The following is a 22,431-nucleotide window of genomic DNA, read 5'->3' as shown; positions in this document are numbered from 1 at the left end:
TCATATACTCCTTTTAAAAATTCCTTGCTATTTCCGAGTAATATGGTATACTATGAATATAATTTGGAAAAATATTTTTGAGGTGATAATATGAATAAGTTTTTAGTAAGCGAAGAAGCATATAAAGAATTTAAAGCTTTCTTAGATGAAAATGAAGTGGAAAAATATAGTATTAGAATAAACTTAGCAGGTTTTGGATGCAGTGGTCCAGCTTTTAATATAACTGTTGACGAAGCAAATGAAAATGATGTTGTTGAAACAATGAATGATATAACTTTCATAGCTGAAAGCAAATTAGTTGATGAATTTGGTGGATTTAAATTACTTTCTTCTGAAGAAAATGATGGAAGAGGATTATCTCTTAAACCAGTTATCGAAGTTGCAGGTGGATGCGGTTCTTGCGGAGGTGGCTGCGGTCATTAAAAAAGAGTGCTTAGTAGCACTCTTTTTTAATTGATTTTTTAAATATTATTCTAACTCCATTAATGAATTTATTCCAAAATTCATAATTCAATATTAACTAATGTTTTCATTAGAAAACTCATAATCAATATATTCTTCATTAATATTTTGTATTTCCTTTAATATATTAATCCAATATGCATGTTTTATTATCTTATCAGCTCTAGAATCTTCATCTAAATTTGAGCAATTTTCATTATAAAAACTTATGTAATATTCATTTAATTTTTCTGCCATTTCTTTTAGCACACTAACTTCCTCTAACTTATCATCATTAATTTTCATACTTTCAGTTTTTTCACTTAAATTGCTTTTAATATAACTATAAATAACCTCTTCTATTTGCCAATATACACCATTAATATTTTTATTTTCAATGGATACATTTTTATTGCTGGTTTTTATATTAGGGTTATCTCTATATTCTAAGTAGTATTCCAATAGATCTATTTCAGCATTAGCAATAGCTGAATAATTTTTATACAGTTTTAATAGTTCCTCATTACTAATATTCCTAGCCTTAATACATTTATCTAAAATACTAAGCACACTTTCATTTTTTATCCTTATCTCCTCAATATTTCCATAACAAGTCAATTCAATGGTTCTTTTATATCTTTTGTTTACTATAACTTGATAGCAATTTAGGAAAAAGCTTATAAATAAAATAGTCAATATTGCTATAAAACATTTATCCTTTTTAGTTATCTTATCTTTCATAGTACACCCCCATCAATATTATATCATAAATATTTAATGCTAGGTCCCAATAGAAAAAACTACGTTAATGTCTTATGAATACTTTATTTACTTTATTTCCTTCATAACCATATTAAGAAGATTCATCTCTGAGCTTGACCCATAAATATCTTTATCTACTAATATGCATGGTATTCCTCTATCATTGGATATCTTACTCAAATAATCATACTTGTGCATTACTTGTGGTGCTATAACTGCTAGATTGCATCCCTTTTCTATTTCCTTTTCAAACTCACGTATACCTACAGCAAGAATATCCATATCAATATCTTCTTTCTTAGCTTGTTTCTTTAATGAACTAATAACTATAGCACTAGCTAAACCTTGAACACAAACAAATAATACCTTCATTCTAAACTCCTCCTTAAACTTTTTCTGAAAACATTTACTGACATAAAAAAAATATATAGAAATAATAAACTACGTAGTATGTAGTTTATTATTTTCTTCATCTACTTCTTTATATATAATCTTATATAATTTAATCATTCTTTCTACCAAAGTAATTACTTCCATTGCAACCATAAAATGATCCTGTGCATGATTATATTTTTATTGTATTTTATTTATTATCAATATTTTAGTTGTCTTTATACCTTTCCAAATCTTTTTTCGTTATATCAAGAAGATTATTTAATTCCCAAACTTCTCCCTCTTCTATAAGCCTATTTAAAAGAACTTCATACCTAGTAGCTTCAGCAACCTTACCTAAGGATATTAATGTTAAAATATTATTCATAATAGACGAAATAATATCTGATTTAACTTCAAATAATTTTTGTGCATCTTTTATTTCATCCTTTATCTCAAGCATTTGTTGGTCTAATTCAAAGGCTGCATCAGCAGCTTTCTTAAGCTTAACCTTTATTTCCTCTGGTATATGCTGCTTATATTTATAATTTAATGAATGTTCTGCCGTTGCCCAGAAGTTCATTGCTAATGTCCTTATTTGAAATTCAGCCAATATATCCTTTGCCCCATCAACCATATTAACTGTATACTTAATAATTACATGATAACTTCTATATCCACTTGACTTAACATTACTTACATAATCCTTTTCGTAAAGTATTTGCATATCTTTTCTTACTCTTAAAAGCTCCACCACTTTATCTATATCATCAACAAACTGGCACATAATTCTTATACCAGCTATATCCTCCATCTCTTGTTCCAGCCTATCTAAAGGAATTTCAAACTTATTAGCCTTTTCTAATATACTTGATACTTCCTTAACTCTTCCTGTTACAAATTCAATTGGTGAATATTCATTTCTTCTTCTATACTCTTTTCTTATGCTTCTTAACTTCACCTTTAATTCATCAACAGCTTGTTCATAAGCCATTAAAAAATTCTTCCAATTTTGAATAGCCATTCTTTTTATCACCCTTATTTATCGTTTACTATAAAATAAAAACTTTTGTAAATTTCATGTTACTTCATTACTATTATAACAAAATTTCACTATCTTTGTTTAAAAATTGTTTTTTAAAATAATTTCTTATTCTCTATTTAAAATAAAAATACCTCAAAATAACCTATTTTATTTTGAGATATCCCCATTACTTATAAAATTCTTACTGGATTAAAATCAATAAAATCACAAGAAGTCATAATATATTCTATCTCATTTATTATTCCAGTTTTTGCTTTAAATCTTCCTAATCCATGTAAATGTCCATAAATAACTTTTTCTACATTATATTCTTTAAAAATCTTCATAAATTCTGACTCTTCATAACCTTCATTAAATGGCGGATAATGAATCATAACAATTATTTTAGAATATCCTAATTTCTTTGCACTTTCTAAAGATAACCTTAATCTTATGGCTTCCCTAGCATATATTTTTGCATCTTTTTCTGTAAATTTCTCACTATCAGGCGATACCCATCCACGAGTTCCACAAATAGCATAATCATTATATGTATAAAAATTATTTTGAATAAACTTCATATTTTCATACATTGCATTTAACTTGCTTATGCTGCTCCACCAATAATCATGATTTCCTTTAGAAATTATCTTTTTTCCTGGAAGACTATCTATCCAGTCTAAATCAACCTTGCTATCTTCCGCTTTCATAGACCATGATATATCGCCTGCTATAAGTACAGTGTCTTCATCTGTAATCCTACTAATCCAATTTTCCTTTATCTTTTCGTCATGATTAAGCCATCTTTCTCCAAAGATATCCATAGGCTTATCAACATTTAAAGCTAAATGTAAGTCTGATATCGCATATAATGCCATCTTTTAACTTCAACCTCCTATAAAGAGCTATCTAATTCAGTAATATAAGCAATTATATGAGCTACAGCCTCATAAACTTCTGTTGGTATAGCATCTCCTACATCAACATTGCATAATAAATCTGTCAGTTCCTTATTAAAAACCACTGGAACTTCACTATCTTCTGCTTTTTCTAATATTTTATCTGCTATAATTCCCATTCCTACTGCAGTAACTATTGGTGCATTAGCTCCATCATAGTTTAAAGCTACAGCTTTCTTTCTATTTTGCACTATATTCCACCTACTATCTTATACTGTAATATCCACTGCCGCAATATTATTATCATTAAAAAATTCTCTACAAGACGATAGTTGAAGTTCTTCTGTCCTTTCAACAATTTCTATTTTAGTACTGAATCCTGATGATTCAACTATTTCTTTTAACTTCTCCTTTGAAATAACAAATAAATTCATAACACTTTTATCACATTTTAATTGCAAATCAATGTTCCTATTTTTTACATTTAAAAGAGCATCAACTGTGCCAAGCTTTACTGTTTTAACTGATATAGCCACCTTGAAATTACTGCTATCTATAGATTTTCCTTCTTTCCTATCATCCTTAATAATAAGCTTACATGGATATTCATTTTCCTTAAAATTTATTGGTACATCTAAGCAATAATATTGATCATTAATTTTATTGAATAACTTTAAATCATTTATACTATTTTTCATTATATTTAAAATTTGCGAAGAATTTTCGTCACTTTCTTTTAAATTAGAAATTATATTTCTTATGACCTCTTTAGCTCCTTCAGATTTTTCTGTAATATTTTTAGATAAATCCTTACTTATGCTAAATATATTTTCTCTTATATCATTGGATTTTAACTCTTTTTCTTCACCTTTTTGTCTACTTTCTACACTATTAAATAAATTTTTTATAAAATTTATTTCTTTATCTTTAATTTCATCTTTATTAATTATAACTTCCAATAACTTTGCTTCAGCATCATTTAATCTTACTTCTTTTCCTGTATGTTTTAATATACTTTCTCTTAAAACTTCTTTATTAATATTAAGTTCAGACTTATTCTCATTAACCATGGACTTATTTTCATTTTTTAGTACTTTAATGATTTCTTTAACATCATCTTCCATAAAAAAATCACTTTTTGCACCATCATTAATTATATTATCCTTTGAACTTTCTTTTATTAATGTTGCTTGAATCGTTTTTCCTGTTGAGCTTTTTGATAATATGCTACTATTATTAATATTATTATCTGTAATATCTTTAATATCTTTTATATCATTAATATTCTTAATATCTTTAACTTCTTTCATATCATTAATGTCATTATTGCTATTATTCTTATAATCAATAACATCTTTTGAATATTCTTGCTTTAATGTTTTTTCTAAAATTTCTCTATTTAAAGTATTATCTTCAATTGCTATAGCATTACCTAATTTTTCATTAACCTCATTAATTACTTTTTCCATAGCATTTTCATTATTAAATAACTTATTAAAACTCTCTAAATTTTCTTTAGTAAATTCAATGTCATTTTCTAAGAATAAAAGTACTTCTTGTAAATTAGTCTTAGAAAAAGCTTCAAAGAATTCATAAAGCTTTTGTGATACATAAACTCCTTCTTTACTATTTGCTGCAATATCCCTACTATTTAAATAAGAATTTATAAAATTTTTTATTTCTACTGGATTATTATTCATCTTATCACTAAATTCCATTATGCTCTTTACAGTAGTAATATTTTCCCTAGTAAGAGGTATATTGTATTTCACCATAGCCTTAAGCATATTGTAATCTTCCTTCTTTAAACCTTCTTTCAAGATAAAGTTCATTATCTCATCAATACTTTCCTTGGCAATTTCTTCATTTATTACTTCCGTATTATTAGCAGTTAGCTTAAGAAACAACATATTATCTTTTAATTCTGCTACTTCAAAATTTAATAAGCCACCTTTTAAATCCACTTCACCTTGCAGTTCAGCTTCTATCTCCATTCCATTAGTTAATTTTATGGTAACCTTATTACTTTGGGAATCCTCCTTAATAACTCTTCCTTTTAAAGTATCTCCTTGATTAAATTCATAGCCTCCTCTAAAGCTCACCTTTTCTGTTGTTATATATTTTCCATAAGTAAATGTTGATATATTATTAATTTTTCACCCCTCCATTCATTATGGCTTAGCTAACCATATTTAAGTATCTAATTTAGTTATCGTAAAAAATATTATCTTCTAAACTTCTTATTTATATATTCAGTGAAATAATCCAACTATATAAAATAAAGGAGATAGATAAAATTTCTATCTCCTTTATTTATTGAATTATTGTACTTCTATTTTAGTGTAATTCTTCTTTCCTCTTTTAATTAAAGCAGATCCATCTTGAATATCTTCTTCTGTAAATATTCTTGCTACTTCTGTAACTTTTTCTCCATTTAATGAAAGACCACCTTGTTGGATTAATCTTCTTCCTTCAGCTTTTGATGGAACTATTTTAGTTTCAGCTATAATATCAAGAACTGTTTTACCAAAGCTTTCAGCACTTATAGTAACTGTTGGTACATTGCTCATATCTACTCCACCAGCAAATAATGCTTCTGCTGCTGATTTAGCTTTTGTTGCTTCTTCTTCTCCATGAACAAGTTTAGTTACTTCATAAGCAAGTACTGTCTTGGCTTTATTTATTTCAGAACCTTCTAAAGCACTTAATCTTCTTACTTCCTCCATTGGTAAGAATGTTAATAATGATAGGCATTTTTCAACATCTGCATCATCAACATTTCTCCAATATTGGAAGAATTCAAATGGAGATGTTTTTGCTGGATCTAACCATAAAGCTCCACCAACTGTTTTACCCATTTTTTGTCCTTGGCTATTTGTTAAAAGTGTACAAGTCATTGCCATAGCTTGGCCTTGAGCTTTTCTTCTAACAAGTTCAACTCCAGCAATCATATTTGACCATTGGTCATCTCCACCAAGTTCCATCTTACAGTTATATTTTTGATTTAATACATAGAAATCATATCCTTGCATTAACATATAGTTAAATTCTAAGAATGAAAGTCCCTTTTCAAGTCTTTGCTTAAAGCATTCTGCACTTAACATTCTATTTACTGAGAAGTGTACTCCCACATCTCTTAAGAAATCTACATAATTTAAGTTTAATAACCAATCAGCATTGTTTACTAATATAGCCTTATCATCTGAAAAATCTATAAATCTTTCCATTTGCTTCTTAATGCATGAAACATTATGTTCAATTTGCTCTTTTGTAAGCATAGATCTCATATCTGTTTTTCCAGATGGATCTCCTACCATGGCAGTTCCACCACCAAGTAATGCTATTGGTCTATGACCTGCCTTTTGCATATGAGCCATAAACATCATTGCTATAAAGTGTCCAACATGTAAACTATCAGCTGTTGGATCAAAACCTATATAAAAAGTTATTTTTTCCTTTTCTAATAACTCTCTTGTCTCATCTTCATGTGTGAATTGCTTTATGTATCCACGTTCTAATAATTCATCTAAAACATTAGCCATCTTAACTTTACCTCCTACGTAAATCACTATATACAGTATATCTTATAACAACGTTTTTTATCAAGAAAATGTTATTTTAAAAAATGAAAGAGATCATTACTGACCTCTTTCATTTTTATGCTACATATTGTTTTATTCCTTCAGGCACCTCTTCACTGGCATTAATATTTATATTAATATATACATTTATTCCAAATCTATCAGTTAAATTGGCTATTCTTTTTATTAATTGAGCTGATTCTTTCATTGTACAATTGATTATATTAAATAACCCATCTACATATATATTTTCTATATCATAATTTGATGAGATTATACCACAAATCATGCCATAAAAATCATTACAATCTCTTACTTCATACTCCATCGTGTCAACAAATCTTATTGATCTATTTAGCTGTAACATTGGTCTTGAATCATCATCAATGTAAACTGAATCTCCCTTAGCTTCTAATTGTTGGTGGTTAGCTAATTCTATTAACCTTTTAGTCTTTCCAGAACCTCTCCTTGCACAAAAAACTTGTATCATTGGAACCACTCCTTATTTCTATGATTATTTATTAATGATGATTAGATCATCATTATAATTAACATTTAACAATATTAAAGCACTTACATTACTTAAAATTATTATTCTCAATTTACTTTGTATTATTCACTAATTAATTCTATATATAAATGAAAAAATCGCCCATATTTATAACAACATTTTCTTCAGCTCTCTATAAATTTATACCTTCCTGTACTATATAATATTCAAAACATACTGAAAATGTTCCAACTATTTTTAAGTTTTTATGAAAATAAAATAACAATGCTGCATATCTATAATCACATTACTCTATCATAGACATGCAACAATTATATTAATGTATAATAACTCTATTCTTTCCAATACTTTTTGCTTTATATAAAAGCCTATCTGCTTCCTTGATAACATCATCAATGTGATCCTCTGACTTGCTAAAACTTACACCAAAGCTCGCAGTTACCTCAATTATATCCTCTTCTATTATAATGCTATTATTAGCTATTTTTCTCCTTATATCATCAATCATATTATATATCTCTTCCTCATTTACCTGCTCATTATCAATATATAGTATGATTTCTTCTCCTCCATATCTTGCAGCAATATCTCTTTCCCTAATGTTATCCATAATTATCTGTGAAATATTTTTAATAACAATATCACCTACAGGATGTCCATATTCATCATTTATACTCTTAAAATTATCAATATCAATCATAACAATTGCATAATATTTTCTATCTCTACTACTCTTAGCTACTCTATTATAAAAATAATTTCTATTGTATAAACCTGTAAGATAATCAATTTTTGCTGCTAATTTTAATTTTCTATATAACTCTGCATTTTTAATAGCTACAGCTATCAAATTAGCCATTTTCTTAATATATTCTTGATATTTATAACTAAAATATCCCTTTTCCGAATGTTCTAAAAATATATATCCAATAATCCTATCCCCTAATATTAAAGGAATCAGCATTATTGACTTAGAGTTAGTGATATTATCCTTACTATTTTCATATTCCATATTAAAAATTGATACATCAATACCGTCATATAGGTAAATATACTTCTCTTCTAATACCTTCATACTAAACTTATTATTTGATACTTTAGCTACATATTTATCATTTTCTATTAAATATATGGTACTATAATCAATTTTTAGTGCGGATATTATAATATTATTTACTTCTTTAAAAAAATCTGATTTGCTTACAATACTATTTAGATAAAATTCAACTTCAACTATATTCTCTAATATTTTAACTTTTTTCTCCATTTCATCCTTATATAGCTTAAATTCTTCATTTATATAATCATATGCCTTAATAGTATTATTCATTTTAAACCTCTCAATAATTAACATAAAAAAATTAAAAGCTACATTAAAAAATATAGATAATATAATAGTAATATTATCTATATTTTAATTTAACTTAATATAATTTTACCCTTTATTGGTAAAAATATCAAGTTTTTATTTTTTATTTTATTTTTCATCTTTTTTTTTAATATTTATAAAGCATTTTTTGATAATCCAGTTCCATTTATGTTTACTTTTGTATTTACCTCAAAATCACAAATACTTAAAGGGTCATCAATAGATTCTTTTCCATAATAAATTTCCTTCATTCTATAAACATTAAATATATCTATTCCCTTTTCTTTATACTTATTAAACAATTGAGTTATATAACTATTAATATATTCTTCTTCATTAACTTTTATATAATTTATAAATTCACTATCTACAATAGCCTCTCCTTGAATATCTGAAATTTCCAAATCAACCTCAATATTTTTTACCAAAGTAAATTTATTATTATCAAATCTCAACATACTATCTTCAGAACTTGATAAAACATCTAAACTTATAAAATCAGTGTCCGTATTAGGATTACCAATTTCAAATGTACCTTCATAGACACTTCCCATCATAAGTTCATATAATAATGTATCTTCCTGATCCAACCTTTCAACAAGTACATTGTCTTTTAATATACCAGAACCATTTATTTGAACTTTTTGGTCTAAAACATCCTTCTTTAAATTTACTGCTGGAAGTAACAATGTATTATCTCCCATAAGTCTATTGCTTAAATAATAATTTACATTAGCTTGAAGTGAAAGACTATTAAATGGTTTTTTATTCATTATATCATTTAAATACATACCTAAGAATTCATCATCACCAGACGTAGCTTTAAGCAATTCTTCAACATCTCCATAATAAATAAATGCACTAGGCTTTATTTGCATTTCACCATAATTATTTATTAAATCTAAATATTTTTTAATTCCTACTTTAGCTGCCTTCTCTGTAAATATATATGCTTTTACTTGACTATAATTTAGCTTAGCACTGGAGAAATTATCAATTTTCTCTAAAGCATCTTCTGTAGTTTTTCCTACACCTTTAAAAATAAGCCTTCTACCTTTATCAGAACTTTCATTAGTACTTCTATAAGGCTTAATACAATCTAGATATACTATCACCTGACTCAAATCATCTGTATCAAAAATCATACTTGTTGCAAAAGTTACCTTGTTTATATCCCTATAATTAAAACAACCTGTTAAAGTTAATGGAATAAGTAAGATGATAAGTATTTTGAATATTTTATTTCTTTTTGCCATCTTTATCACATCCTACTCCAATTATTTTTCTTGATATCCTATTTAAACTTCCTCTAAACAATATATCTTTGAATCTATATTCACTTAAGCTTCCTAATGGGAATAGGAATGGATATCCTACAGAATCTAACTCACATATCTGAGTCATAAAAATAAGCGAAGCTGAAAGGAATCCTGGAAGTCCAAGCAATGCTGAAAAACAAACAATAACTATTGACCAAAATGATACTGCTCCATAAAGTTTTGGTATTAGAAAATAACATAATGTGCTTATAGCTACTACAATTATGGTAATTCTTGATGCTACTCCAGCACCAACTGCTGCATCTCCTAAAATTAATGCTGATACAATGCTCATAGCACTTCCAATGGCCTTTGGCAATCTTATTCCTGCTTCTTTTATAAATTGAAAAGCAAGCATCATTATTATTACTTCAACAAAAGTTGGTAAAGGAACTCCAGCCCTTGATACAGCAAGCCTAAATATAAATAATGTAGGTATCATAGAGAAATGATGAGTTATTACTGCTACATATAATCCTGGTAGGAATGAAGCTATAAAAAAGGCAATCCATCTTAATACCCTATTAAAATTAGTAAAATATTTATTTACATAATAATCATCTGGCATTTGAAAATTTTCCATAAAAAAATAAGGTACAGTTATTACAAATGATGTGCCATCAACAATAATGGCTACCCTTCCTTCTAAGATTTTTGCACAAACTTCATCAGGTTTTTCTGTATATCCTACTGTATCAAAAAATGAATTTTCTTTCTTTAAGTTACATTCAATATAATTAGAATCTAGTACAAATCTTAAATCTAAACTTTTAACTTTTTTTCTTATATCCTCTAGTACATTTTCATCTACAATTCCTTTTATATATGTTATGGCTACAGCTGTTTGAGATTTTTCTCCAACATATACAGCTTCAAATTTCAAATCTGGATTTTTAAGCCTTCTTCTTATCAAAGCAACATTATCTACTATGAGCTCATTAAATCCCTCTCTTGGTCCCTTCAATACAGATTCAGTATCAGGTATTCCAATTCCCCTTCTTACCATGTTCTTTACTTCACTGTATATTATCTCTTCATAATCATTTAATACTAATATTACATCTCCGCTTAAAACATGAAATATTGCATCATCTACATCCTTAGCTATACCAGTCATATTCATATCTAAAACTTTATCTATTAAATCTTTTGGAGTACTAATACCTTCTTCTCCCTTAAGTTCTCCAAAACCTCTAAGAGGAAGTATCATATACTCCATCATCCATTGACTATTACATAAATCATCAATAAATACCACTGTCCCATTTCCAAGTATAGTAGATAACTCTCTAAACTTAACATCAAAGCAGTCTTTAAACCTTTCCTTTAAATAATCGATATTTTTATTCATAATTCATCACCTAAGAATATTATTCCTCCCATAGTGTTTAATATTCATTTTTTTGAGAATACTATTTTAGAATACTAAAATATATACGAGGTGGAGAGATGAATGAAAATAAAATATCAACAAAACACTATATAATTTTTATATATGCAGTAACCTTTGTAAGTCTTAAAATTTACTGTTCACAATTTATTACCATAGGGGGAAGAGATACTTGGATATGCTTAATTGCAGCATTTATATTATTAATTGGCATTGCTACTTATCTATTAGATATAATAGCAAGAAAAGGAAACTACAATATAAATAATATTTTCACCATCGGTCTATCTAAAACTATGGGAAATATTCTACTTTTCTTATTTGCTATAGGATTATTTTTATCTTCATTGGAAGCAGCTATGGTAGAAGCTAATTGCATTAAAACCTGCTTTTTCCTACCTACTCCTCAATGGTATATACTTTTATTTTTCCTATTACCTTCATTATTTTTAATAAGGAAGAAGGTTCGTACAATATTAATTTTCACTACGATAAATATTATTTCTTTTATAGTAAACTGTTTAATATTAAGCATATTTTCTGAGCCTTATAAAAACACTAAGTATATCCTTCCGGTTTTTACAAACAATTTAACAATAGGAAACTATTTTAATTGTATTCTACTTTTATTAGGATGCATTTCATCATTTGCTATTTCACTACCATATTTGAAGCATCTTACAAAAGCAGATAATTTAAAAAAACATAGCCTTATTGCCTTATGCACTATAGCCTTATACTCTATATATTCAATAATAGGTATTATTTCTTGCTTTGGACCATCTAGAGCCGCTAATTTATTTTATCCTGAATATACCATGAGTCAGCGCATTCAATTAGGTGGATTCATTGATTTTGGTGAATTATTTTTCTTAATGGAAGCTATAGTAGGATTATTTTTAAAATATCTTTTAAGTACATATGGAATATATATTATTTATAAAAAATATATTAAAAATGACAAAATATATATTGCTACATATTCTATAATTATTTTTATTTTAGCTTCACTTTTCTCAAAAAATAATTATATTTTATTTAATATTTTGAAATACTATAATTATAGCAATCTATTCTTCTTTATATTGATTCCATTGATAGCTTTTACAGCTTTTTCAATGAAATCTTCAAAAAAGGCATAATTATTTCCAACAAACAATTCAATTGCATTTTTGGAAATATATGTATATAATAATATTATAAATGAAATTTAGTAGGATTTTATATGATCATTAGAAAGTACCCCTTCATCTTTAAAGGGTTATGTATCAAGTGTCAATAAGCCCTATAAATTTTGAGGAGGTTAAAAATGGAAGATAAAAAAATTACTTGTAAGGACTGCGGAAAAGAATTTATTTTTACTGTAGGAGAACAAGAATTTTACAAAGAAAAAGGATTTGAAAATGATCCTGTTCGTTGCCCAGAATGCAGAAAAGCAAGAAAAACTCAAAAAATGAACAGAGATAAGAAATACTAGATAAAAGGCAGCCCTTAGGCTGCTTTTTCTATTATTTATTTAAATCGTTGACATAAATTTTTCCTACTTCTATAATTAAACTAATATGTAATTACGTAAAATATGAAAAGAGGTGTTTTTTTTGGAAAATACAACAGAAAATAAAAAAGTTATATTTAGTGGTGTTCAGCCATCAGGTAACTTAACAATCGGAAACTACTTAGGAGCTCTTAAAAATTGGGTTAAGCTACAAGATGAATATGACTGTTATTATTGTGTTGTTGATTTACATGCAATAACTGTAAAACAAGAACCTAAAGATTTAAGAAGAAGAACTCTTGAAGTTTTAGCTATATATTTAGCAGCTGGAATCGATCCAGCTAAAAATACATTATTCATTCAGTCACATGTTCCTGCCCATAGTGAAGCTTGCTGGTTATTAAATTGCTCTACTTACATGGGTGAGCTTAGCAGAATGACTCAATATAAAGATAAATCTAAAAAAATGGGAGAATCTATCGGTGTTGGTCTATTTACATATCCAGTACTTATGGCTTGTGATATTCTTTTATATAATACTGATTTAGTACCTGTAGGGCAAGATCAAAAACAACATTTAGAACTTGCAAGAACTCTAGCTTCAAGATTTAATACAACTTACAGCGATACATTTAAAGTACCAGAACCTTATATTCCAAAGACTGGTGCTAAAATAATGAGTCTTCAAGAACCAACTAAGAAAATGTCTAAATCTGATGAAAACCCTAATTCATACATCTTGATTATGGATTCACCAGACGTTATTAGAAAAAAGATTGCTAGAGCTGTTACTGATAGCATAGGTGTAATAAATTACACTGAAGAACAACCTGGTGTTAAAAATCTTATAGATATTATCTGTGCTATTGAAAATGTTACTCCAGATGAAGTTGTAGCTAGATATGTAGGAAAAGGATATGCTGATTTAAAGAAAGATACCGCAGAAGTTATCATCAATGAATTAGCTCCAATTCAAGAAAAGTTTAACGAGCTTATGAGTGATAAGAAAGCTTTAGAAGCAATTTACAAAGAAGGTGCTGAAAAAGCTAATTACGTTTCTATGAAACTTCTTAGAAAGATGCAAAAAAAGATTGGTTTAATTCCTCGTTAAAATTAAAAAATATAGGGTGTGTTAGACTGTTTAAAAACAATCTAATATACCCTATATTCACTTTATAAAAGCTAATTATTATCTAAACTTCTTCTTTTATAATATAAATAGGTCTCTTCTTAGTTTCAACATATACCTTTGCTAAATATTGCCCTACAATTCCTGTACAAAACAATTGAATTCCTCCAATAAAAAACATTGCCAATATTAACAATGATAATTCACCAACTTTTTGTGAAAAAAATAAAATCTTTATAATAAATATACAAATCATAATCATTGATACCACAATAAATAAGCTACCTGCTATTGTTGCTATACTTAAAGGTATAGTTGAAAAGGCCATAATTCCATTAATGGCATAAGTAAACAGTTTTATAAATGACCACTTACTTTCTCCTATAATCCTATTTTTATTTTCATACTCAATCCATTTAGTTTTAAACCCAACCCAACTAAACATCTCTTTGGAAAATCTATTAAATTCATTCATACCAAGCACTGCTTCAGCTACTTGCCTTGTTATCATTCTAAAATCTCTTGCACCATCTACAATATTATTTTTAGATATCCTTCTAATAATCTTATAAAATTGCCTTGCAAAACAAGAGCGTATTATAGGCTCTCCTTTCCTATTTACTCTCCTTGCTACAACAGCATCATATCTTTTAACTTTTATAAAATAAAACATCTCTTGCAATAATATTGGCGGATCTTGCAGATCTACATCCATCATAGCTATGTAATTGCCACTTGCTTTATTTAAACCAGCATATAGCGCAGCTTCTTTTCCAAAATTTCTTGAAAACGAAATATAACTACAACATTCATCTCCATCGGCTATCTTTTTAATTTCATTTAACGTATTATCACTAGATCCATCATCAATAAATATTACTTGAAATTCAACATCTTTCATACAACTATAAATTTTGCAAAATTCCTTATAAAATAAAAGTATGGCTTTTTCTTCATTATAACAAGGAACTATCACAGAAAGCTTATCCATATAACTACACTCATTTCATAATTTAATACTTTTAACATATATTGATTTTTTTAACATATACAATTTAATTATATCCTTTTTATAACAAAAAGGATATATAAAAACTTTTTATAGTCTTTATATATCCTTCTATAATTATTTATTTTCCCATGGCTTTGTTTCTAAATATTTAATAAAATCATCTCTTAACTCTTCTCTCTTAAGAGCCATTTCCACAGTTGCTTGCAAGAAACCTAATTTATCTCCTACATCATATCTTCTTCCATCAAAATTGTAAGCATACATAGCTTCATTTTCCACTAAAGTTTTTAAAGCATCTGTTAATTGAATTTCTCCACCTTTTCCTGGTTTAGTATTTTCTAATATTTCAAATATCTTAGGAGTTATTATATATCTTCCTAAAATAGCTACATTACTCGGTGCTTCTTCTATTGAAGGTTTTTCTACTAAATCTTTTACTTTGTATACTTTATCTTCAATATGTATACCATTTACTATTCCGTATTTATTTACATTTTCAGGTATTACTTCTTGTACACCTAAAATTGTTGTCTTATACTCATCATAACAATCCATAAGTTGCTTTAAACATGGGACATCATTATCCACCACATCATCACCTAACATTACAGCAAATGGTTCATCCCCTACAAAAGATTTAGCACAATGTATTGCATGCCCTAATCCTTTAGGTTCCTTTTGTCTTATATAGTGAATATCCACCATATCAGAAATATTTCTAACCATTTCAAGCATTTTTATCTTACCACTCTTTTCAAGTTCTAATTCTAATTCTACAGATTTATCAAAATGATCTTCAATAGATTTTTTATTTCTTCCTGTAATTATTAATATTTCTTCTATTCCAGATGCTACAGCTTCTTCAATAATATATTGAATAGTTGGTTTATCAACTATTGGTAACATTTCCTTTGGTTGTGCCTTAGTTGCTGGCAAAAATCTTGTACCTAACCCTGCTGCTGGAATAATCGCTTTCCTTACTTTCATTACTAATACCTCTCTAACAATTAAAATAGCCTATTAATTAATAATAGCATAATAAAATATTATTTCAATAATTATTCCTCATATCATCTTTACTTAATTATAATTTATAGTTATATTGTATATAGTGCATGTTTACAGTTTTCTAATATAGTCAATACTTAAAATACTTTAGAATGAAAACTATTATTTAATAATAAGATCACATATAATTAACTTATTGTGGGAGGAACTCATTATGACTTTTTTGTCAGTTATACTTATTGCTTTTCTTATGGGTATTTCTTACTATCTATATAGAAAAAACATAATAAATAAAAATCTATTTACTATTACTTCTATTTTTATTGGAATATATTCACTTATTACCATATTAATTTATTACAATAACATTAATTCTGGATTTAAATATGGAATCTTATTTGGAGATGTGTCTGGTTCTTATTTTTGTGATGAAGAAAGATACTTTTTTGAATCTGCTTTGCTAAGTGAACATTTAAAAAATGGTGAATTATTAGATCTTTTAAAAGGTTCATTTCCAGCCTATGAATATATAACTGGTGCAGATATTCCTGGTTTTGGATACAAAAACATATTTGTAATCTTTTTAGCATTACTTAGATTTGTAGGAATTAATAGTGTAGTTGATTTAATACTTATAAAATTAATTGCATACATACCAACAAGTATATATTTATACAAGTTAGCACGAATATATTTAGATGAAAAAAAATCCTTGATAACTGTATCAATTTTTAGTTTATTACCTGGCTATATACTTACTAATACAATATTAATGAGAGATAATATTATTTTAATGCTTTTAATAATAATTCTATATTATTCATTAAAAAAGCCTCTTAATTATAAAAAATTATTATTATTTTTACTATTAATATTTCCTATTAGAGGATATTTACCATTAATATTACCAGTAGTATTAATATTTTGTTATAAAAATGATAAAAAAATTATTACAATTAAAGATATACTTTATTTTTTAATAATTATACTAACTTTATTATTCTTCTCCAATTTTAAGTTTAATAATGGTGAGCTTATGTTCTTAGGCTTTAATGATGGTCAAATGTCTAATCTACAAATAGCATTAAAAAATTTATATGGAAGTGGAATTACCTTTGTAATTAATATATTTGTTCAAACATTTATTCATATAGTTGTTGATCCTATTTTCCCTGAGTTCTTAAAATCTGGATCATTATATCTAATACTATTTTCTTTAGGAAATATTGTAGGTACTATCTTAACAATTGTATTTGCTATAAAGCTTTTAATAAATATATTTGTAAATAAAAATAATTCATTAACTTATTTATTTAAATTTTCAATATATTTCACATTATTATGCGGCTTACTAGTATTATGTAAGGATTCGTTTATAATCAATCGAGTTGCTTTAATGTGGCTTCCACTATACATAATAATATTATTGCTACCAATTAACTTTAAATTTCGCAAAACATTAAATAAAAAGCAGCTACATAAATCGTAGCTGCTTTTCTTTAATGTTTTATAAGTTTTATTTCAATAGCTTCCATTCTTTTACCTTGTCCAGTTGTTCCTGCAATTTGTCCTCCAGTTGTCCAATTTGTCCAACCATAGTCTTCTCCACGAACTCTATACATAACATCATAATCCGGAGCATTAACTAATTCAATAATTATTGCTTCTACTCTTCTAGATTGACCAGTTGTTCCAGACATAGTACCATTATATACCCAATCTTGACTCCACATAGTATCTGCAAGATGTGTTTTATATCTTATACTTGCACCTTCTGGTAAATCAGGAGCTATTATTTCAATTGCTTCAATTCTTCTATATTGGTTTACCGTACCTGACATTTGTCCATTATAACGCCAATCTTGCCACATAGTATCTGCAAGATGTGTTCTATATTTAATGTTAGACTCTCCCTTAACTATTCTTATTTGAATAGCTTCAATTCTTCTCCATTCATTGATAGTTCCAGCTGTTTCTCCTTCATTTACCCATCTCATCCAACCATAATCTTGAACAAGAACTCTATATTGAAGATAATATCCTTCTGGCATTCCTTCAGTAACTATTTCAATGGCTTCAATACGCTTACTTTGACCTGTTGTACCTGCAACTTGTCCATCACTAGCCCACTCTTGCCAATTATAGCCTTCACCACGAACTCTATACTTAACAGATGCACCATTATATCCTTGAAGAGAAATCCTTATAGCTTCCATTCTTAAATACTCATTTACAGTTCCAGCAACTTCATCTTCATACTTTTCTGGAAGCCACATATATTTAGCAGAATGTGCCTGATATGTTATTCCTGGCTTTTCATCTTTAGAAGAAGTATTTTTACCAGTATTAATTAGTTTTACATTAGACGCTTTAATATATCCTCTATTATTCCAATCATAATTTTCACTAAATTCACTACCTCCACTTGAAGATAAAGGCGTAGTTCTTTCAGGATATACTTCGTAACATACATCTTGTCCAATTACATGAGTTTTTGTTGTAGTTAATACTACAGGAACTCCTACAAATGTAACATAATAATCCATCGAATTAGAAACATTATACAATAAGTTGTTATTTCTATCTACAACTTTTCCAGCTGCTGAATAAATTGCTAACTGATTATAATTATAATCATTCAATGAATTAATATTATTTCCGCTTAAATATTTATCTACTGAAAAAGCATAAGATGCTGCTTTTTCTCCCCAAAATGGATCAGAAGCATACTTAACATTAGCTCCCATATACTTATTTCCAACAAATCCACCATAATATCTAGAATCTTGAGGATCACTATATCCAGAAGAAATCCAATATTTAGCAAATTCATTTATACAGTGTTCTACTGAATTAAATCTACTTGCATCATCTGGATTAGAATCTACTGCATTTAAACCAAATAAATTATTTCTATTTTGAGCATAACTAGATAATCCCCATGCTGATTCATTTATTGCAATACCTAATATAAGAAGAGCATTTACTCCATAAGTATTTTGGGCATTAATTAAATATTGCCCTATCCCTCTTAATTTACTGTTATTTTGAGTGTTAGCTTCTATAAAAGAATTTAATTGGCTTGCACTATAAATACTTTTACTTCTAAATGGTAAATATTGATAGTAATTATAGTAAGGATTTGATCCATTTACCGCATTAAAATATGAATTTCCTTTCATATCATTAATTAATGTATGTAAATTTGTATAAAAATATCTAGCGTCATAACTATAATATTTTACACCTTCACTTAAATAACTTGGTGCTACACCAACTGTTCTAAAACTCCCTGAAGTTCCACTTTTTGCAGTTATATCTGTAGTAATATAATGTTGAAGTTGTCCATTGTTTACAGTATAATAACTAGGATTAGTTACTTGATTCATTGGAACTATTACCGCGTCATATGTACCAGTATTAGTATCCTTTTTAGTCCAACCCTTATATCCATTAACCATTACCCTAACAGCATTCCCATTATCCTCTAAAATAGGAGCATCATCAACATAATTATGATTAATATAATTGGTTACCCCCGAAAGATTAGAGTTTTGATATAATAACGTAACGTTAGAATTATCAACCTTTCCATTTGTATGCTTAAAAAATCTTGCCATAGCATTTGTAGAATATACTACAACACCATAATTATCAATTACACATGGAATTGCCTCATCACTTTCATATTCATTTAATGCAATACTCATTGCCTCACCAATAGTATCTGCACTTTCTATATACTTGAAACTTCCATCTGAATATGCTTCTACAATTTCATAATTAGCATCAGTTTTTTTAACTAAATACTCAAAATTTAATGCATTTTCATAGTTAGATTTAAATTCTTCTTGCTCAAGCTGTTCAATTAATGCATCATCATAAATTGCTACTTCTTTACTTGTTTCAATTGTACCATCTGTATACTCACCAACAAGTATAACTTCATCACCTTCAGCTTTAACATGATATTCTACATCTTCTGCGGCAATATAAATATCATCATCAACTATTGATTCACGTGTAGTTCTTGATCTCTCACTAGCAACTAATTGAATATCACTTTCAAAATCATTTAATTCCTTTGGATTCTTCTTTACTTTTTCATAAATATTATTATCAATAGATTTAGAAATTTCCTTCTTTTTTTGGGCTTCATCATTTGAAATATCAGACTCATTATTAATATTTAAATCTTCAGTGACTTCTTCTAAAGCTTCAATATCTTCTTGATTTTCCACATTATTTTCTACATTTTCACTGATAATATTTTCTATATCTTCCTCAGTATTTTCTTCCGATAAATTTTCTTCTATTATTTCATTAGAATTACTATTTTCATCCAAAACTTTAACACTCTCTATATTATTAAGAGCATAACTTACTGTAGATGGCACCACTATATTAGTTAATGCAAATAATGTAGTAATCATTAAAGCTATCTTCTTCAAATTCTCCCTCCTTTCGTTAAATTATTTAATTAACAGACAATTATAAATATACCATAAAATATCCAATTGGTGAATATAATTTTAAAATAATATAAGCTTATTTAATATAATATTAAACTGTTACTGTTATTTTTATAAAATCAAATTCTTGACTTACATCTATTTTTAATTCATTAATATCTTTTGTATAAATATCTTTTTCTTCAGTAAAATAATTTCCAATTGCTTCATTTATATCTTTTATATATTTACTATCATTTAATACTTCAATTAAAATATTACTAAATATGCTTCCACTAATATCATACTTTCCATCATTTAATATAGTTGTTAATCTTACAGAAGAACTTATGACAATTTTATTATTTTCGTTAAGTTTATATACTATATTTTCTCCTAATCCATTTTCTGCTTCAATTTCTCTATAATTAGAATTTTTTATAGTCATCTTTTTATTTTCAATTAAATCTTTTATTATATTATATTTATCATTATATTTTTTTTCTTTTTCATTTATATTATCATCAATACTGTTATTATCTATTTTATTTTCTTCTACATTTTCCTTGCTTTCATTATTTACTTCTTCTTTATTCTTCTCTTCTTTATTCTTCTCTTCTTTATTCTTCTCTTCTTTATTTTCCTCTTTTTGAGATACTTCTTTATCTGCTGGTACTGAATTATCTTCTACAGTTTTATCTATACTACTTTCACTTTTATTTGTTTCATTAGAACAAGATACCAATGTAAATATTGATACAATTATTAAAAATATAATAAATTTTTTCTTCATTTTACTTCACCTCTTAATCTATTATCGATTTATTTTTACTAAACTAAAATTGTTTTAATTTAAATTTCTATATACTATATAAAACAAAAAAAGAGCTAACAATAGTTAACTCCTTATATAGCACCCTCACCTTTTAATACTGAAATTGCTGTTTGAAATAAAATTTTTACATCAAGATAAAATGACATATTATCAATATAATACATATCCATTTCAACACGTTCTTCATATGTAGTATCACTTCTACCATTTGCCTGCCAATATCCTGCTAATCCTGGTACAACTGAAAATAACTTTTCTGCCTTATTTCCATATTTCGATATTTCTTTTTCTACAATTGGTCTTGGTCCAATAATAGTCATATCACCTTTTAATATATTAAATAATTGTGGTAGTTCATCTAAACTTGTCTTTCTTAAAAAACCTCCAAGTTTTGTTACTCTTGGATCATTATCTAGTTTAAAATTCTTATAATACTCTTCTTTTTGCTCAGAAGTGAAACTTTCAAAAATTTCATTTGCATTTGAATACATAGTTCTAAATTTATAAACTTTTATATCCTTTCCACCTTTACCTTTTCTTGTATGTCCAAAAACAATTTTTCCTGGTGAATCAAATTTAATTAAAATTGCAATAATAATATATATGGGACTTAATAATATTATGCCAATTAAAGAACCTATTATGTCAATTAACCTTTTTATTGCTAAATATACTTTTTTCCTCACTGAATTAGCCATAAAATTCCTCCCTAAATTCTTCCTACGCTTAAACGCTACTCAAAATAACATATATATTATATTATTAATTCTTCTTGTAATAAAGAAAAATATTATTTTTAAGAAAATATTAATATTTGTATTGAAAAAAAGAAC

Annotated in this window: 21 protein-coding genes; 5 read left to right on the top strand and 16 right to left on the bottom strand. The window is 27.0% G+C overall.

The features are described from left to right. The first annotated feature begins 90 nt into the window (after positions 1-90). Entirely contained in the window at positions 91-423 is a 333-nt protein-coding gene (locus H8R92_RS01125) for a HesB-like protein (protein WP_022212884.1), read from the top strand. 93 nt (positions 424-516) lie between these two features. On the opposite strand, the gene H8R92_RS01120 is transcribed toward H8R92_RS01125, so the two are convergent. The 11 genes from H8R92_RS01120 to H8R92_RS01065 form a co-directional block, all read right to left on the bottom strand. Beyond that, positions 517-1,182 (bottom strand): hypothetical protein, encoded by a 666-nt coding sequence (locus H8R92_RS01120; protein WP_186834458.1) that lies wholly within the window; start codon positions 1,180-1,182, stop codon positions 517-519. 87 nt (positions 1,183-1,269) lie between these two features. After that, entirely contained in the window at positions 1,270-1,575 is a 306-nt protein-coding gene (locus tag H8R92_RS01115; RefSeq protein WP_022212882.1) for a PTS sugar transporter subunit IIB, read from the bottom strand. A 229-nt stretch (positions 1,576-1,804) separates the two neighbouring features. After that, entirely contained in the window at positions 1,805-2,599 is a 795-nt protein-coding gene (gene yjbM, locus H8R92_RS01105; protein WP_022212880.1) for a GTP diphosphokinase, read from the bottom strand. Positions 2,600-2,790: 191 nt separating this feature from the next. Beyond that, positions 2,791-3,477: a metallophosphoesterase gene (locus H8R92_RS01100; protein ID WP_022212879.1), complete on the bottom strand. Its 687-nt coding sequence runs from the start codon at positions 3,475-3,477 to the stop codon at positions 2,791-2,793. 17 nt (positions 3,478-3,494) lie between these two features. Continuing rightward, complete coding sequence (locus tag H8R92_RS01095) at positions 3,495-3,749, bottom strand: EscU/YscU/HrcU family type III secretion system export apparatus switch protein (RefSeq protein ID WP_022212878.1); 255 nt, start codon at positions 3,747-3,749, stop codon at positions 3,495-3,497. Between the two features lie 18 nt (positions 3,750-3,767). Then, positions 3,768-5,600, bottom strand: coding sequence for a hypothetical protein (locus H8R92_RS01090; RefSeq protein ID WP_186834457.1), 1,833 nt, complete (start codon positions 5,598-5,600; stop codon positions 3,768-3,770). A gap of 219 nt (positions 5,601-5,819) precedes the next feature. Continuing rightward, positions 5,820-7,040 (bottom strand): tyrosine--tRNA ligase, encoded by a 1,221-nt coding sequence (gene tyrS / locus H8R92_RS01085; RefSeq protein WP_186834456.1) that lies wholly within the window; start codon positions 7,038-7,040, stop codon positions 5,820-5,822. Between the two features lie 115 nt (positions 7,041-7,155). Then, on the bottom strand, positions 7,156-7,569 hold the full coding sequence (locus H8R92_RS01080) for a hypothetical protein (RefSeq protein ID WP_186834455.1): 414 nt from the start codon (positions 7,567-7,569) through the stop codon (positions 7,156-7,158). 337 nt (positions 7,570-7,906) lie between these two features. Then, a complete protein-coding gene (locus tag H8R92_RS01075; protein WP_186834454.1) occupies positions 7,907-8,920 on the bottom strand; it encodes a sensor domain-containing diguanylate cyclase in 1,014 nt (337 codons plus the stop codon). Positions 8,921-9,093: 173 nt separating this feature from the next. Continuing rightward, complete coding sequence (locus H8R92_RS01070) at positions 9,094-10,215, bottom strand: Ger(x)C family spore germination protein (protein ID WP_186834453.1); 1,122 nt, start codon at positions 10,213-10,215, stop codon at positions 9,094-9,096. Continuing rightward, positions 10,199-11,629 carry a spore germination protein gene (locus H8R92_RS01065; RefSeq protein WP_022212872.1) on the bottom strand — a complete coding sequence of 477 codons (1,431 nt, stop codon included), beginning with the start codon at positions 11,627-11,629 and terminating at the stop codon, positions 10,199-10,201. The genes H8R92_RS01070 and H8R92_RS01065 overlap by 17 nt, the downstream gene beginning before the upstream one ends. A gap of 98 nt (positions 11,630-11,727) precedes the next feature. Here H8R92_RS01065 and H8R92_RS01060 point away from each other — a divergent pair, with 98 nt between their 5' ends. The 3 genes from H8R92_RS01060 (at position 11,728) to trpS (ending at position 14,274) form a co-directional block, all read left to right on the top strand. Then, on the top strand, positions 11,728-12,810 hold the full coding sequence (locus H8R92_RS01060; RefSeq protein WP_186834452.1) for an endospore germination permease: 1,083 nt from the start codon (positions 11,728-11,730) through the stop codon (positions 12,808-12,810). 167 nt (positions 12,811-12,977) lie between these two features. Beyond that, on the top strand, positions 12,978-13,145 hold the full coding sequence (locus H8R92_RS01055) for a zinc-ribbon domain-containing protein (protein WP_022212870.1): 168 nt from the start codon (positions 12,978-12,980) through the stop codon (positions 13,143-13,145). Positions 13,146-13,266: 121 nt separating this feature from the next. Beyond that, the gene (gene trpS, locus H8R92_RS01050) at positions 13,267-14,274 is read left to right on the top strand and encodes a tryptophan--tRNA ligase (protein WP_186834451.1); all 1,008 of its coding nucleotides are present in this window, start codon (positions 13,267-13,269) and stop codon (positions 14,272-14,274) included. Positions 14,275-14,356: 82 nt separating this feature from the next. Here trpS and H8R92_RS01045 read toward each other — a convergent pair whose 3' ends face one another. Together H8R92_RS01045 and galU are read right to left on the bottom strand one after the other, a co-directional pair. Further along, positions 14,357-15,283, bottom strand: coding sequence for a glycosyltransferase family 2 protein (locus H8R92_RS01045; protein WP_186834450.1), 927 nt, complete (start codon positions 15,281-15,283; stop codon positions 14,357-14,359). 135 nt (positions 15,284-15,418) lie between these two features. Beyond that, positions 15,419-16,291, bottom strand: coding sequence for a UTP--glucose-1-phosphate uridylyltransferase GalU (gene galU, locus H8R92_RS01040; protein ID WP_186834449.1), 873 nt, complete (start codon positions 16,289-16,291; stop codon positions 15,419-15,421). 235 nt (positions 16,292-16,526) lie between these two features. On the opposite strand from galU, the gene H8R92_RS01035 reads away from it, so the two are divergent. After that, positions 16,527-17,801, top strand: a complete 1,275-nt coding sequence (locus tag H8R92_RS01035) for a glycosyltransferase family 39 protein (protein ID WP_186834448.1) — start codon at positions 16,527-16,529, stop codon at positions 17,799-17,801. 10 nt (positions 17,802-17,811) lie between these two features. On the opposite strand, the gene H8R92_RS01030 is transcribed toward H8R92_RS01035, so the two are convergent. The 3 genes from H8R92_RS01030 to H8R92_RS01020 all read right to left on the bottom strand — a co-directional run bounded on the left by H8R92_RS01030 (position 17,812) and on the right by H8R92_RS01020 (position 22,296). Next, positions 17,812-20,763 carry a glucosaminidase domain-containing protein gene (locus H8R92_RS01030; RefSeq protein WP_186834447.1) on the bottom strand — a complete coding sequence of 984 codons (2,952 nt, stop codon included), beginning with the start codon at positions 20,761-20,763 and terminating at the stop codon, positions 17,812-17,814. A 112-nt stretch (positions 20,764-20,875) separates the two neighbouring features. After that, positions 20,876-21,556, bottom strand: a complete 681-nt coding sequence (locus H8R92_RS01025; protein ID WP_186834446.1) for a hypothetical protein — start codon at positions 21,554-21,556, stop codon at positions 20,876-20,878. 113 nt (positions 21,557-21,669) lie between these two features. Beyond that, positions 21,670-22,296: a sugar transferase gene (locus H8R92_RS01020; RefSeq protein WP_022212863.1), complete on the bottom strand. Its 627-nt coding sequence runs from the start codon at positions 22,294-22,296 to the stop codon at positions 21,670-21,672. Between the last annotated feature and the right edge of the window lie 135 nt (positions 22,297-22,431).

The organism is Clostridium lentum, from assembly GCF_014287815.1.
Lineage (GTDB): Bacteria > Bacillota > Clostridia > Clostridiales > Clostridiaceae > Clostridium > Clostridium lentum.
Note: the sequence above shows the minus strand (reverse complement) of the source record. Positions and strands in the feature narration are given on the sequence as shown.

Coding starts and splice junctions, on each gene's coding strand:
- H8R92_RS01045 (WP_186834450.1), bottom strand. CDS start 15,283: ATGGATAAGCTTTCTGTGATAGTTCCTTGTTATAATGAAGAAAAAGCC.
- H8R92_RS01070 (WP_186834453.1), bottom strand. CDS start 10,215: ATGGCAAAAAGAAATAAAATATTCAAAATACTTATCATCTTACTTATT.
- yjbM (WP_022212880.1), bottom strand. CDS start 2,599: ATGGCTATTCAAAATTGGAAGAATTTTTTAATGGCTTATGAACAAGCT.
- galU (WP_186834449.1), bottom strand. CDS start 16,291: ATGAAAGTAAGGAAAGCGATTATTCCAGCAGCAGGGTTAGGTACAAGA.
- H8R92_RS01020 (WP_022212863.1), bottom strand. CDS start 22,296: ATGGCTAATTCAGTGAGGAAAAAAGTATATTTAGCAATAAAAAGGTTA.
- H8R92_RS01115 (WP_022212882.1), bottom strand. CDS start 1,575: ATGAAGGTATTATTTGTTTGTGTTCAAGGTTTAGCTAGTGCTATAGTT.
- H8R92_RS01125 (WP_022212884.1), top strand. CDS start 91: ATGAATAAGTTTTTAGTAAGCGAAGAAGCATATAAAGAATTTAAAGCT.
- H8R92_RS01025 (WP_186834446.1), bottom strand. CDS start 21,556: ATGAAGAAAAAATTTATTATATTTTTAATAATTGTATCAATATTTACA.
- H8R92_RS01055 (WP_022212870.1), top strand. CDS start 12,978: ATGGAAGATAAAAAAATTACTTGTAAGGACTGCGGAAAAGAATTTATT.
- H8R92_RS01060 (WP_186834452.1), top strand. CDS start 11,728: ATGAATGAAAATAAAATATCAACAAAACACTATATAATTTTTATATAT.
- H8R92_RS01100 (WP_022212879.1), bottom strand. CDS start 3,477: ATGGCATTATATGCGATATCAGACTTACATTTAGCTTTAAATGTTGAT.
- H8R92_RS01065 (WP_022212872.1), bottom strand. CDS start 11,629: ATGAATAAAAATATCGATTATTTAAAGGAAAGGTTTAAAGACTGCTTT.
- tyrS (WP_186834456.1), bottom strand. CDS start 7,040: ATGGCTAATGTTTTAGATGAATTATTAGAACGTGGATACATAAAGCAA.
- H8R92_RS01035 (WP_186834448.1), top strand. CDS start 16,527: ATGACTTTTTTGTCAGTTATACTTATTGCTTTTCTTATGGGTATTTCT.
- H8R92_RS01080 (WP_186834455.1), bottom strand. CDS start 7,569: ATGATACAAGTTTTTTGTGCAAGGAGAGGTTCTGGAAAGACTAAAAGG.
- H8R92_RS01120 (WP_186834458.1), bottom strand. CDS start 1,182: ATGAAAGATAAGATAACTAAAAAGGATAAATGTTTTATAGCAATATTG.
- H8R92_RS01075 (WP_186834454.1), bottom strand. CDS start 8,920: ATGAATAATACTATTAAGGCATATGATTATATAAATGAAGAATTTAAG.